The 14,105-nt window shown below is 36.3% G+C and carries 11 protein-coding genes and 2 pseudogenes; 7 read left to right on the plus strand and 6 right to left on the minus strand.

Going from position 1 to position 14,105, the window contains the following annotated elements:
• Nucleotides 1–344: 344 nt before the first annotated feature.
• Together NQ782_RS17915 and NQ782_RS17920 are read right to left on the minus strand one after the other, a co-directional pair.
• Nucleotides 345–902: a peptidylprolyl isomerase gene (locus NQ782_RS17915; RefSeq protein WP_002009385.1), complete on the minus strand. Its 558-nt coding sequence runs from the start codon at nucleotides 900–902 to the stop codon at nucleotides 345–347.
• A 143-nt stretch (nucleotides 903–1,045) separates the two neighbouring features.
• Entirely contained in the window at nucleotides 1,046–2,116 is a 1,071-nt protein-coding gene (locus NQ782_RS17920; protein WP_000123590.1) for an alpha/beta hydrolase, read from the minus strand.
• Nucleotides 2,117–2,326: 210 nt separating this feature from the next.
• Between NQ782_RS17920 and NQ782_RS17925 the strand changes: the two genes are divergently transcribed.
• A complete protein-coding gene (locus NQ782_RS17925; protein WP_001274778.1) occupies nucleotides 2,327–2,653 on the plus strand; it encodes a hypothetical protein in 327 nt (108 codons plus the stop codon).
• A 200-nt stretch (nucleotides 2,654–2,853) separates the two neighbouring features.
• Here NQ782_RS17925 and NQ782_RS17930 read toward each other — a convergent pair whose 3' ends face one another.
• Both NQ782_RS17930 and NQ782_RS17935 read right to left on the minus strand, forming a co-directional pair.
• Nucleotides 2,854–3,057, minus strand: a complete 204-nt coding sequence (locus NQ782_RS17930) for a hypothetical protein (RefSeq protein ID WP_030424428.1) — start codon at nucleotides 3,055–3,057, stop codon at nucleotides 2,854–2,856.
• 391 nt (nucleotides 3,058–3,448) lie between these two features.
• Complete coding sequence (locus NQ782_RS17935) at nucleotides 3,449–4,315, minus strand: MBL fold metallo-hydrolase (RefSeq protein ID WP_001235986.1); 867 nt, start codon at nucleotides 4,313–4,315, stop codon at nucleotides 3,449–3,451.
• 107 nt (nucleotides 4,316–4,422) lie between these two features.
• On the opposite strand from NQ782_RS17935, the pseudogene NQ782_RS17940 reads away from it, so the two are divergent.
• From NQ782_RS17940 to NQ782_RS17965, 6 genes and pseudogenes are all read left to right on the plus strand, one after another.
• Nucleotides 4,423–5,351, plus strand: a pseudogene (locus tag NQ782_RS17940) (LysR family transcriptional regulator).
• Between the two features lie 128 nt (nucleotides 5,352–5,479).
• A complete protein-coding gene (gene grpE / locus NQ782_RS17945) occupies nucleotides 5,480–6,034 on the plus strand; it encodes a nucleotide exchange factor GrpE (protein WP_001262789.1) in 555 nt (184 codons plus the stop codon).
• A 152-nt stretch (nucleotides 6,035–6,186) separates the two neighbouring features.
• Nucleotides 6,187–8,127: a molecular chaperone DnaK gene (dnaK, locus tag NQ782_RS17950; RefSeq protein ID WP_001062605.1), complete on the plus strand. Its 1,941-nt coding sequence runs from the start codon at nucleotides 6,187–6,189 to the stop codon at nucleotides 8,125–8,127.
• Nucleotides 8,128–8,457: 330 nt separating this feature from the next.
• Nucleotides 8,458–9,375, plus strand: coding sequence for a matrixin family metalloprotease (locus tag NQ782_RS17955; protein ID WP_086231026.1), 918 nt, complete (start codon nucleotides 8,458–8,460; stop codon nucleotides 9,373–9,375).
• Nucleotides 9,376–9,486: 111 nt separating this feature from the next.
• A pseudogene (locus NQ782_RS17960) lies at nucleotides 9,487–10,466 on the plus strand (M57 family metalloprotease).
• 101 nt (nucleotides 10,467–10,567) lie between these two features.
• Nucleotides 10,568–10,954, plus strand: coding sequence for a hypothetical protein (locus NQ782_RS17965; RefSeq protein ID WP_001985173.1), 387 nt, complete (start codon nucleotides 10,568–10,570; stop codon nucleotides 10,952–10,954).
• Between the two features lie 49 nt (nucleotides 10,955–11,003).
• Here NQ782_RS17965 and NQ782_RS17970 read toward each other — a convergent pair whose 3' ends face one another.
• Nucleotides 11,004–12,296 (minus strand): lytic murein transglycosylase, encoded by a 1,293-nt coding sequence (locus tag NQ782_RS17970; protein ID WP_001252439.1) that lies wholly within the window; start codon nucleotides 12,294–12,296, stop codon nucleotides 11,004–11,006.
• 687 nt (nucleotides 12,297–12,983) lie between these two features.
• Complete coding sequence (locus NQ782_RS17975) at nucleotides 12,984–14,105, minus strand: 5-(carboxyamino)imidazole ribonucleotide synthase (RefSeq protein WP_057094140.1); 1,122 nt, start codon at nucleotides 14,103–14,105, stop codon at nucleotides 12,984–12,986.

Genomic DNA, 14,105 nt, shown 5'->3' on the forward strand with positions numbered 1-14,105 from the left:
TCAATTACTGACTTAAATTTCGCTCAAATAAACTTCGAGTAATTTAAACCAATCAATCAATGAAAATTATTTCGATTAATCAATCAGTAAAAATCCACACAAGTTGTTCTTCAATTCTCTTAATGATTTTTCTGCTCCTCATCAGAGACAGAATTCAACGCAATACAAAACCTTCATCTTAACCCTGTAAGCTAAGATATTCTCGTGTATCGCGTCGGGATGAGTGCATTATAGGGAAAAAAAACCGGTACGCAAGCACTTTTATAAATATGCGCGCTCGACCGGTTCTTTTTCAGCCAAATAAAATTTTAAAAATAATTAAATAACTGATTTATATAGTTAATTTATTTTTGAAAATTTTTGATTTTTATATCTACTATCTTTATAGGCTGTTTTGGTACGTTTTGATGCATGCCATAGTTTGATGTAGGAGCCTGAACAATACGGTCAACTACATCCATTCCTTTGACCACTTTACCAAAAACGGCATATCCAGGATTTCCTGGTGAACGGTTAAGAAAGTTATTGTCTGCAACGTTTATAAAAAACTGGCTAGTTGCTGAATCAGGATTTGAAGTACGGGCCATCGCCAAAGTACCCCGTGTATTTGCAATACCATTTCCTGCTTCGTTTTTAATAGGTGCTCGTGTTGTCTTTTCCTGCATGTTCGCAGTCATTCCGCCACCTTGAGCCATAAATCCTGGAATGACACGGTGAAAGATGGTCTCTTTATAAAAACCAGATTTTATATAGCCTTTAAAGTTATTCACACTCATTGGTGCTTTATCATCGTATAACTCTATTTCGATGTTGCCTAAATTTGTTTGCATCTCAACTAAGGTATTCGCCCACACTGAGTGACTACTTACTCCTAAACACAACAACATCAGTAATTTTTTCATATTACCCTACAACAACTTTATAAATAATTAACCGTTAAATCTAATCGCCTACGGCAAACAATTCTAGTGAGTATTTATTAATAGCTTTATATAGCTTTTATATTAATCCACGTTCCACGTGAAACATGGATTAATCAGCTTACTTAACTATTTTTATCCCAAAACTTTCTAAAGTTTTTACTAATTTCGATCGTATAACGTTTTGCTTTTCTAGAAATCGGAGTCAGGTTAATAAAGCCATGAGTCTGATCCGGAAATTCTTCATAATACATTTTCACGCCATTTTGTCTTAACTTATGACTATATATTTTAGCTTCATCATGTAAAACATCATGCCCCGCTGTAATCACAAAAGCGGGCGGGTTTTTCTTTAGATTGCCATAGGTAGGTGAAATTATTGGATCATCAAGTTCTACATTATGATGAGTTGCATAATACTGTGTGACATAGTCAATATCAGTATTTGTTAAGACTAACCCTTCGTTATAAGCATAAAATGAAGGATGTCTACTTTTGAAGTCGACTGTAGGATAAATCAATAATTGTGCCTGCGGAGCATAAGCTTTATTTACTGATCTTTGCGCTACAACAGTACTAATATTTCCGCCAGCACTATCCCCTGCGACAGCAATTCTACTTTTTAATATTTTTAATTGTCTGCGATTTTGATAAACCCAAGCTAATGCATCTTCACACGATTGAATTAAATGTTGTGGTGAAACTTCAGGTGCTAAAGGATAGTCGATACTGAGCACCTGTACTTTTGCATATTTTGCTAATAAGCGACAAACCTCATCATGAGTATCCAAACCACCTACAACAAAACCACCTCCATGATAGAACACGATTAAGGGCAGTTTTTTGTTAGGGGCAGGATGATAATGTCTAGCAAAGATAGTCCCGCTTTGTAGGGGTAAGCGAATATCTTCTACTAACTCAATATCAGTTGGTTTTTGGCGTATGGCCTGCATTTGTGCATCGAATGCTCTTCTTGATTCAATTGGGTCTGAACCAATAAATCCCACTCTCCCCTGTTTAATTTGCACAGCCATCATGCATTTCGTAAATGAATCGAGATCTGGATATTGATAAGAGTATCCTAAAATTTTAGCGAGAGACTCTTGAGCTAGTCGAGGTAACCTATCAAGTGCTCGAGCAGCAGGACCTTGCCCCTTATCTAGCAATGTTTGAATTTTTTGATTAAATGCTGTCATGCCTGTCTCCTTGAATCCCTCTTATCCTTCATATTTTCTACAGAATTCTTTGTTGTTTGACTATATTCGCATACAACTCATGCAATCAAGATACAAAGGTAAAAACCAATCTACGCTAATCTGATTTATAGCAAATGTCATTAACAAATCTGTCGTTTAAAACAGGACTTTTTTGCCAATTATTGTTAACAGACAAAAAGAGGTACTGCTATGTCAGCAAAACTAGTTGTTACTTTGTTAGCAACCAGTCTTTTAACTGTAGGCTGTGTTGCTTATACAGATGATCCTTATTATCGCGGTGGTTATGGTTACCATGATCATGATGACGATCGTTATGACCGTAACGATGGACGTCGATATAGTGAGTGGGAACGCAAACGTTGGGAAGAGCGTAAAAGATTATATGAACAACAACGCAAAGATATTCGTGAACAGCAAAAGGACCGTCGTGAATGGGAAAAACGACACCGTGAATGGGAGAAGAAACGCTTAGAAGACCGAGATCATGATCATAGAGATTATCGTCATGATGACTAAACATACTACTTCTATATAAAAAGCCCCAAAGCAATAAGTCTCTTGGGGCTTTTTTGAGGAATATAAATTCTCTCTAATTTATAGAAAAATGAGTAGCAGCTCATTTCATATATGTATCGGCATCTTGAACATATACGTTCTATAAACTCATATCTCTTATTTTTAGCAGCAAATTACTGAGCAGTTGCAGAGCCTGAAACTCAACCAGAAGCGCCAGCATCAACTTGACCTGGTTGAGCTTGACCAGAAACACCTGCATCTACACCAACACCAGCTTGTACGCCAGATGGGCTAGCACTTGTTTGAGCAGAACCAGAAGCGTTTAAACCAGCTTCTGATGCACAACCAACAGCTGTAAATGCAACACCAGCAAGTACTACAGAGATAAGACCTAATTTTTTCATGATAGCTTTCCTTTCATTACGACAAACATTTAAATGCAAAGTTCATCTTCGCGCTGCCTATAATTCACAATTTTTTTTCTCAACGTGCGTATCATTGGTTGTCTTTTGTAGTAATAGCGGTACAAATTCTGCAATTTTTTATTAAAATTACTTTCTTAAATCAACTATATTATTTTATAAATGAAACTATAGATAAGCACTTGTTTAATTTTATCAATTTTTTATTTTTTCTCTATTTGACAGATATATTCAAAATATTTCCCTTTATAGAAACGCAATACAAGTTGCGTAGATTGTTACAGAGCTTTTTGACTTTTAAAATCGATTTTTCTCTAAGAAAGCCGTGAATTGTCACGGCTTTCTTGAAAGTTAATATGGCTTAAACATTAGATTATGGCCACTGCATTTCACCTTTTACCACTTTAGCGCCGAGCTCTAAGCTATCAACACTTTGAAGCGTTGGGTATTGCTTCTGCATGAGCTTGCTCAGCTCAGTAGCATTTTTAGTTGCTTTAGCTGCTTTTTCATAACTATTTAAATAGTTAATCGAAAAGTTAACAGCATCTAAACCTTGTGGAGCTCCCTCAACCATATGAGCAGGTACAACAATTTTAGGTTGCAGTGCTTTGATGCTTTCTAAAGATTGAATGACTTCCACACGATCTTTGGTTTTAGGTGTATCTGCCATCCATAAATGAATACCTGAAGATACCGGAATACCACCCACAACTGCTTTTGCAGAAGGAACCCATAAATAAGTAAGCTCTTTTTTACCTTTAATCTCGATTGATTCATTCTCAAGTTTTAAAGTTTTAGCAGTGTAAGCTTGAGGCACAATAATTTGGCTAGGTGCATTTGCACCCATTTGTGGCCCCCAATATTTAACTTTAAGCGCTTGAGTATCCTGAATATGCTTTACTGTTTCCGGCGTAGCAATGATCTGTACATTCGGGAAATACTGTTTAAATACATCTAAGCCGAAATAATAGTCCGGGTCGCCATAGCTTACGAAAATAGTTTTTAATGTTTTACCGCTATCGAGAATATTTGCAGCAATACGTAATGCTTCAGATTTTGAGAATTGTGCATTAACCAGTAAAACTTCTTTGTCGCCTTCTATTAAGGTTGAGGTGACACCAAAGTGCTCTGGTTTAGCCAGAAAACTCTGAATTTTCAGATCTTGAGCAAAAGCTGACTGAGCCATAGTTAATGCCGTAGCAGTAGCAAGTGCGGAAGCGGATAATTTAAATAATCTCATTAGGTATTCTCCTGTTTCATGAAGAACACTTTAAATTGCAATTTATGTAAGATAAACGCACTAATTTAAGATAAACTGTTGCATATATTGTAATAATAGCTAGGCATATGGATACTTTAAAAGCCATTCAGGTCTTTGTTTCTATTGCACAACATGGCAATTTAACTAAAGCCGCAGAGCATCTCAATTATTCTCGTGCAATGGTTTCGCGTTATCTTGAGCACCTTGAACATACGTTCTCAACTCGACTATTTCAGAGAAATACCCGAAAAATATCTCTTACACCCGCAGGTGAAAAAGCTCTGCTCTACTGCGAAAATATTTTACAGCAGCAACAACTTTTGCAAGAACTCGCAGCGCCTGAACAACACAACGGTACAATCCGTTTTACATGCGGATTATTTCTATTTGAACTTGGGGTTGCGGAATGTATTCGGCAATTTAAGAGACAGCATCCTCATATTCAGTTTGATGTGTACCTGACTGAAAGCACGATGGATCTTATAGATGCACAAGTGGACTTGGCACTACGCATTACTCAAAAAGTCGCAGATGGTTTAATTGCACGGCCAGTTTGTCAAATTGAATCCGTTTTCTGTGCTCATCCTGATTATTTAAAACAGCACAGTCCCCTACTCCATCCTCGTCAACTCATTCAACACGAATGTATTGCACATCATAGCCAGCATCAATTCTGGACACTTTTTGATAATGAACAACAACCTCAAAACTATCCTCTAAATGTCACTTTTAAAAGTAATGATGTGAATGCACTTTACGATATGTGCTTACATGCACAGGGAGTCGCAATGTTGCCTACATTATTAGTTGAGAAAGATTTAAAAGAAAAACGCTTAAAAGCTTTATTTAAAAATTTTACGGCCCCCGAGTTAAGTTTGTCGGTCGTGTATGCTTCTAGACAACATTTACCCCGAATCACTCAAGAATTTATAGCTTTTATGATCGAAAATTTAGATTTTTACTTAAAACCGCAAAATTAAAAGCTTTAAATTGCCGTGTACGCTTGAATTTTTAGGCAATGCCCATACTTCATCCCTATTAATGAATTACAGCATATGCATGGCAGTTCAGGTTTTACACAGTAAATACTGATGCCAAAAAGGACTGTACATGTTTAAAAACCCATTTAAACGGAGATCATCAATGGCTAATGAGCAAAACGAGCAAGCTCAAGACATTCAAAATGAGCAAGTTGAGCAATCTAACGAGCAAACTCAGGCTGAAGGTGTAGAGCAAGCAAACGACGTTACCGTTGAATCTTTACAAGCGCAAATCACTAAACTAGAAGAAAATCTTAAGCTTGAAAAAGCTCGTACTGCCAATGCAGTTTACGAAGCACAAAAAAGTGTAGAGCGTATTCAGCGTGAGTCTGAGAAGCATAAAGAGACTGTGCTTGAGAAATTTGCAAAAGAATTGTTGGACTCTGTCGACAATTTAGAACGCGCAATTCAGGCAGCTGGCGATGAAGAAACGCCTGTACTTGAAGGTGTTAAGTTAACCTTAAAGTCACTTTTAACGACTCTTGAGAAATTTGGCGTTGTAGAAGCTGATACTCAAAATGGTTTCAACGCAGATTTACACCAAGCTGTTGGCATTGATCCAAATGCAAAAGCAAATGAAATCGGTACCGTTTTACAAAAAGGCTATACCTTAAATGGCCGCTTATTGCGCCCTGCTATGGTTATGGTTGGTCAATAAAATGAGCAAAAGCAAAGCATCTCTTTGCTAAAGCCCAAGAATTTGAGAGTTTTTTGATTTTTTTTCATAAAAATGCTTGAAAAAAACTGATTGACTCTCATATCGAATAACAAGCAAAAACATTGCAACAGAATTTTAGAGGAACACACCAAATGGCAAAAATTATTGGTATTGACTTAGGTACTACCAACTCATGTGTTGCTGTACTTGAAGGCGATAAAGTAAAAGTAATCGAAAACGCAGAAGGCGCACGTACAACTCCATCGATCATTGCGTATAAAGATGGCGAGATCTTAGTGGGCCAAAGCGCTAAGCGTCAGGCAGTAACAAACCCTAAAAATACATTATTCGCGATCAAGCGTTTAATTGGTCGTCGTTATGAAGATCAAGCAGTACAAAAAGACATCGGTCTTGTACCTTATAAAATCATCAAAGCAGACAACGGTGATGCTTGGGTTGAAGTAAACGATAAAAAACTAGCACCTCAACAGATCTCTGCTGAAATCTTGAAAAAGATGAAAAAAACTGCAGAAGATTATTTAGGTGAAACAGTAACTGAAGCGGTAATTACCGTTCCTGCTTATTTTAACGATGCTCAACGTCAAGCAACTAAAGATGCGGGTAAAATCGCTGGTTTAGATGTTAAACGTATCATTAACGAACCAACTGCTGCTGCACTTGCGTTCGGTATGGACAAAAAAGAAGGCGACCGTAAAGTTGCAGTTTACGACTTAGGTGGTGGTACATTCGACGTATCTATCATTGAAATCGCGGACCTTGATGGCGACCAACAAATTGAAGTGTTATCAACTAACGGTGATACTTTCCTTGGTGGTGAAGACTTCGATAACGCGTTAATTGAATACTTGGTTGAAGAATTCAAGAAAGAACAAAACGTAAACTTGAAAAACGATCCACTTGCGTTACAACGTTTGAAAGAAGCTGCTGAAAAAGCAAAAATCGAGCTTTCTTCATCGAATGCAACTGAAATCAACCTTCCATACATCACTGCTGATGCGACTGGTCCTAAACACTTAGTGATCAACGTAACTCGTGCAAAACTTGAAGGTTTAGTTGCTGATTTAGTTGCTCGTACTATTGAACCTTGTAAGATTGCACTTAAAGATGCTGGTCTTTCGACTTCTGACATCTCTGACGTCATCTTAGTTGGTGGTCAGTCTCGTATGCCACTTGTACAACAAAAAGTACAAGAATTCTTCGGTAGAGAGCCACGTAAAGACGTGAACCCTGACGAAGCAGTTGCAATCGGTGCTGCAATTCAAGGTGCTGTATTGTCTGGTGACAAGAACGACGTATTGCTTCTTGACGTAACACCTTTAACTTTAGGTATTGAAACAATGGGTGGTGTATTAACACCAATCATTGAGAAAAACACAACGATTCCTGCGAAGAAATCACAAGTGTTCTCTACTGCTGCTGATAACCAACCAGCGGTAGATATTTCAGTTTACCAAGGTGAACGTAAGATGGCTCAACAAAACAAATTGTTGGGTAACTTCCAGTTAGGTGACATCCCACCTGCTCCACGTGGTGTGCCACAAATTGAAGTATCTTTCGATATTAACGCTGACGGTATCTTGAAAGTGTCTGCAAAAGACAAGAGCACTGGTAAAGAGCAATCGATCCAGATTAAGGCAAACTCAGGTTTATCTGATGCTGAAATCGAAGCGATGATTAAAGATGCAGAAGCAAATGCTGAAGAAGACCGTAAGTTTGAAGAACTTGCAAAAGCTCGTAACGAAGCTGATGCATTAATTTCAAGCTCAAACAAAGCTGTTAAAGATCTTGGTGACAAAGTGACTGAAGATGAAAAAACAGCGGTAAATACAGCAGTTTCTGAACTTGAAGCAGCAACAAAAGAAAATGATGTTGAAGCAATCAAAGCGAAAACTGAAGCTTTACAAAACATCTTAATGCCGATCACTCAACGTGCTTATGAACAAGCGCAACAAGCTGGCGGTGCTGAAGGTTTCGACCCAAATGCATTCCAAGGTGGTGATGCTGGTCAACAAAAAGCAGACGATGGCGTTGTAGATGCTGAGTTCACTGAAGTAAAAGATGACAAAAAATAATTTGTCTCTTTAAAAAAGACCGCGCGAAGGCGCGGTTTTTTATTATTTACAAAAAATAACAATAATATTTTTTATATATTTCCATGAACTTAATAGGCAAAATAGTCAATTATAAAAATTAACTATTTATTATTTATAGATATTTTAAAAAATTAAAATCACTGTTATGTAATCCATTAATTTTTCCATTAATGCCAAACACATATATTTATTTATTCTCTTTCTTTAGCAATTTCACAAAACAATCGCTATCTCTGGTCATTTTTATCACTTTGACGAATAAGGATTACATCCTAACAATAAGAATTTATTTATATTTTTATTTTTGCCATGAAAAAATTTCTATGGTGGGGAATAAGTTTATACTTCAGTATAAGCTTACAGGTAACTGCTTTTGCTCAAAGCAATTTATCAAATATTTCTTTTAATCAGCCTTTAAAATATAGGATTGATTATATAGATCCACGTTTTGAATTAACGAAAGAACAATTTATTCAAATTGGTAAAGAAGCAGCTGAAATTTGGCAAAAAGAAACTGGGAAAACCTATTTTATTTATGATTCTCAAGCAGAGCTTACTATTAATTTAGTATTGGACAATCAACAAGCTACTCAAAATGAAAGAAAAAATAGTATAAATGAGCTATTAAAGCAGCAGGAAGAATGGAGAGAGAAAAATAAAGCTATTCTTTTATTTAAACAACAAATTGATCAGGAAACTTCTCTTTTGAATAAAGAAAAAGAGAATCTCAAGTATAAATTCGAACAATATCAAAAAGATGTATCTCTTTTTAATCAAGGAAACTATGGGCAATTTACTCAAAGCAGTTTAAACAAACGCCAAGCTGAGTTAAGCCAGCTTTCGTTAGAATTACAAACAAAGTTTTCTCAACATAGCAATAAAATAGAAATGCTTAATAGACAAATTAAGCAAATAAATCAACAACAAAACCTGCTTAATCAATCTATTGAGCAATTTAATTTGAGCACGACTTCTGGCTCAAAGACTTTTCATAAAGGCTTGTTTAGTCAAAACCAAATTCAGATTTATGGCTTTACTTCATTCGATGATCTGCGCCTAACACTTGCTCATGAGTTTGGACATGCATTAGGTTTAAAACACACCGATGATCCTAAGTCTTTGATGTACCCTCTTTTAAGAGAGCAAGATATTCATAACTTCAAATTAACAAATTCAGATTTAGATCTATTGGCTACATTATATGGTTCAAATGACGAAAATCATTAAAACTAACTGATTAAATAAACTAAATAAAATAAAAACTATTCAATTTTTACTAAAAAATAATTTGGCATTTGGTAAAAAATAATGAGACACAAGTCTCATTATTTTGTCTAAATTGTATATTTTTTGATTGATTTTTCATTTTATATTCTTATAATACGTTTTTTTCAAATCTCCCCCCTTTGATTATGCGTTTAACTTCTTTGTTATTAGGCATGGCCTTTGCTTTTTCTAATTTTCAGGCTAATGCTAATCTTGCAACTCCCCTACACACCCAAGTTCAGCAAAAAAATGTTCAACATTTGACATATAAAATTGCTGAAGTTGACCCTCGTTTTGGTTTAAGTCAAGAGCAATTGATCCAGATTACACAGCAAGCTGCTGATATTTGGAAAGAAGGTACAGGTAAAAATTACTTTACTTATGACCCAAATGCAAAGTTAGAAATTCGTCTTGTATACGATGACAGCCAAAATCGTTCAGCAGAGCGTCAAAAAATCGCTTCTCAGTTCAAACAAGACCAACAACGTGTAATTGATGAGCAACAACAAATTAAACAGTTGAAGCAAAATTTAAGTCAAACTCAATCGGATCTTGAAAATAAAAAACAGATCTTAAATGAGAAATTGAAGAATTTTGATCAACAGATGATGCAGTTTAAGGAAGGAAAATTAGCACCTGAATACACTGCAAAATCACTTTCGAAAACTCAGAAAGATTTACAGAAACAGACAGTTGCTTTAAAGAAAGATATCGCTGCTTATAATCAGCAAGCTGCAGACTTAAATAAAAAGGTTACTCACTTTAACCAGATTAATGATGAATTCAATCAATCATTAAATCAGTTTAAGCAAAATGCCCAAGCTGATGTATTTAAGAAAGGTATTTATAACGGTAAACAAATCATGATCTATGAATATAGTTCTATTGATGATCTACGTTTAACAATTGCTCATGAATTAGGCCATGCACTTGGCTTAAAACATAGTGATCAACCGGGCGCTTTAATGTACTCAGTTCGAAAAGATAGCGATAAAAAAAGTAATATTTTAACTGATGCTGATCGTGATCTATTAAGCGCTTTACCTCAATAATTAGATACTGAACTCATACGATGTATCTATTTTATAAATAGATACATCGAAATTCATGTCAAAGTCATGTTATTGTGGTTGTAAGAGCCGTCTAAAATAGAATGGAGATCAAGATGAGTTATTATCATATCCTGATTGAAGTAAATGATCACATTAGTACGATTGAGCAAACTCGAGATATCGAACTATTTGATATTATTGAACTTAAACCTTACCTTCATTCTATTTTATTACCTTACTTCAATGAGCAAGAAATTGAGCTTGAAGATGAAAATATTGAATATAAAGATATTTTACATCTGGAAGTTAAGCAGACATTATTGCCTATCGAGCACCTAATTGAAGAAGAACAAAAGCAGCTACCAAGTGATACAGATGTCACAATTACTGCTTATGAAATCTTTAATGACCGTGATTTAAGCCAAGATGTTACCTCAGTTATTTTTGATATATTGGAAGCAGTTAAGCTAGATCAATCTATAGTTTAGCTGTTTAATAAAAAAGGTCTGCATATGCAGACCTTTTTTATTGAATATTTTATTGCATCATTTTTCGTGCTTGTTCTTGGCGGAATGCACGTAAAATTTGTTGCCCTGCCCGTCCTGTTGGATTTAAACCTAAACGGGTTTGCTCCTGACGAATAGCAACACGGGTTTTATCGCCAATCAATCCATCAACAGCACCAATATCATAACCACGATTAATCAAAAATTGCTGAATTTCGCGACGCTCTGCACGTGAAGTACCAGGATCATCAGTTGGCCAAGAGCTAACAAATGGACCTGCTCCTCTTAAGCGATCAGACAAATGTGCAATTGCCAGCCCGTAACTTTCCGCAGCGTTGTAACTATAAATAGCATCAAAATTCTTAAATACTAAAAATACTGGTCCACTTGGTCCTGCTGGAGCCATTAAACCGGCTGGCGTACTACCAGACAAAGGACCTTGTATTAGTGGCGAACCATCAATCCGTGTTACTCCTCGCGCACTCCAACTGCTTAATGGTTTTTTCGAGCGTCGTCCTTCTCCATCAATTGACATGCCTGCTGGAATTTGAACTTCAAAGCCCCAAGGCATACCCGTCTGCCAACCTGCTTTATTCAAGAAATTAGCCGTTGAAGCCAATGCATCTGCAGTACTCGATACTAAATCGCGTCGGCCATCTCCATCAAAATCAACCGCTAAGCGTTCATAAGTTGATGGCATAAATTGAGTATGACCAAATGCTCCTGCCCATGAACCTTTAAGTTGATCTTCAGTTAAGTCACCACGCTGTAAAATACGCATTGTGGCAAAAAACTCAGTACGGAAATAACTTTGCCGACGCCCTTCACAACTTAAAGTTCCAAGCGCTTGTAATAAAGGATATTTTCCAGAGATATCACCAAAATTACTTTCAACACCCCATACCGCTACAATGGTTTCAGCAGGCACACCGTACACTTGAGAAGCACGATTTAAAACATCTCGGTGTTGTGCAAGTTTTTGTTTTCCAAGTGCAACACGTTCTTCATCTACCAGACCAGACAAATAATCCCAAATCGGTGTCGAAAACTCTGGTTGGTAATTTAACTTATCAATCACCGAGTAATCTGGTGTTAAATTTTGCGTATAGCGATCATAAGTGCTACCTGAAACACCAGCAGCAATAGCCTGTGAACGTAAATTTGCCAAACAGCTCTGGAAATTATTATTAGGCGTATAAGTATCACTATTCGTTACTGGAACAGTCGCATTACTAGATATTGTAGAACCATTAATTACCAGCTCTGCTTGAGCCTGGGTCATCGCCAAAAATACAGACCCAACAATACAAGAAAAACGTCGCATATTATCCTAGTTCAATTTTTAAATTTAAATTTGTAAGTACCATACCATTATGGACTCAAATTTTTCAGAGAGAAATCGTAAATTTGAATTCATAATTACTTCTTTAAATTCATTTCCAGAGTTTTAAATTCAAATTTCCCCTCTATTTTTGAATTTAAAACTTTCCTCACAAGATGAATTAATTTTTAAATTCAAAATCTGCCCTCTAATTTAAATTCAAAAACTTCATTTTAAATTTAAAAATCCAAACCCCATCCACTTGTGGATAACTCATAAAACCACACACCTAAAGTGCCTTACACACTATATTCTTTATGCTTTTCATAACTCTTGTGAAGTACAAACCCTTGGCTACTCATGAATATACGTTTTAAATTTAAAAGTCAGGCGCAGTTTTGAATTCAAAATATCACTCAGACAATATGCATCTTTTTAAATTCAAAATAAACGCAAGCTAAAGCACAAGATTTAAATTCAATCTTTAAGTATTGGGGATAACTTATTTTAAATTCAAAAAGCCTCAAAACAACTTATTTCATTTTTAAATTCAAAATTAGGGCCTATATTTAAATTCAAAAGCTCAACAAAAGTTATCCACAATGAGCAAATAACAGGATTTTAATATTTTTTAAATTTAAAAGACAAAAAAAGCGATCCGAAGATCGCTTTTTAGAAAATTTAACTTATTTAAATGATCATATCATCTGTTAAAGCGAGTGGTTCTGGCAAAATTTTCGCTAACTGACGGCATAAATTCGTCAATTCATTACTATCCACAGGCATTAACGTAATGTGACCTAACTTACGGCCAGCACGTTCCGATTTGTTATAAAGGTGCAGATGAGCGCCATTTAGTGCCAAAACATCTTCAGTTTTAGGATGCTGACCAATAATATTGATCATAACCGTTGGTCGAACAACGTCTGTTGACCCCAATGGTAACCCTGCAACAGCTCGTATATGGTTTTCAAACTGTGAACATACAGAACCTTCAATTGACCAGTGGCCTGAGTTATGCACACGTGGTGCCATCTCATTTGCACACAAGCCTTGTTCTGTCACAAATAGCTCGAGAGTTAGCACACCTACATAGTTGAGATGATTTAACAAACGCGTAATGTAGTCTTGAGCAACAGGTTGTAGAGCTTCACTATTCGGTGCAGGTACGATTGAGTGCGACAAAATACCGTTGTGATGGTGGTTTTCAGCCAATGGCCAAGTCTTCACTTCACCATTTTGACCACGTACTGCAATAATCGAAACTTCGCGAGAAAATTTCACAAAGCTTTCAGCCACTAAACTTTTTGCAGGACCAAGCTCTGCCCAAGCTGTATCAATTTGGTCTTCGGAACGAAGTACAAACTGACCTTTGCCATCATATCCGCCAGTTGCAGTCTTAAGTACAATCGGCAAACCAAGCTCAGCAACAGCTTTTTTCAAGCTTTCTAGACTATCTACAGCACGATACGGCGCAACAGGAATCTCAAGTTCATCAAACAATGCTTTTTCTGACAAACGATTTTGCGCAGTTGCTAAAGCAATACGGGGAGGGTGCAGTGTTTTAGTTTGTGTTAACACATCTACATCTGCAACAGGTGTATTTTCAAACTCAAGACTAAAAACATCAGCACTTTCAATAAACTGCTTTAAACCTTGTTCATCTTGACTAGAAAAAACTTGGCCTAAAACACCTGCTGGACAATCTGTATTTGCTTCAAAAAAAGTACATTGAATATTTAATGGTAAAGCTGCTTGCGCCATCATACGGCCCAATTGCCCACCACCAAAAATACCGATAGTTTTATCCAT

Source organism: Acinetobacter sp. BD54, from assembly GCF_044778325.1.
GTDB classification, from domain to species: Bacteria; Pseudomonadota; Gammaproteobacteria; order Pseudomonadales; family Moraxellaceae; genus Acinetobacter; species Acinetobacter baumannii.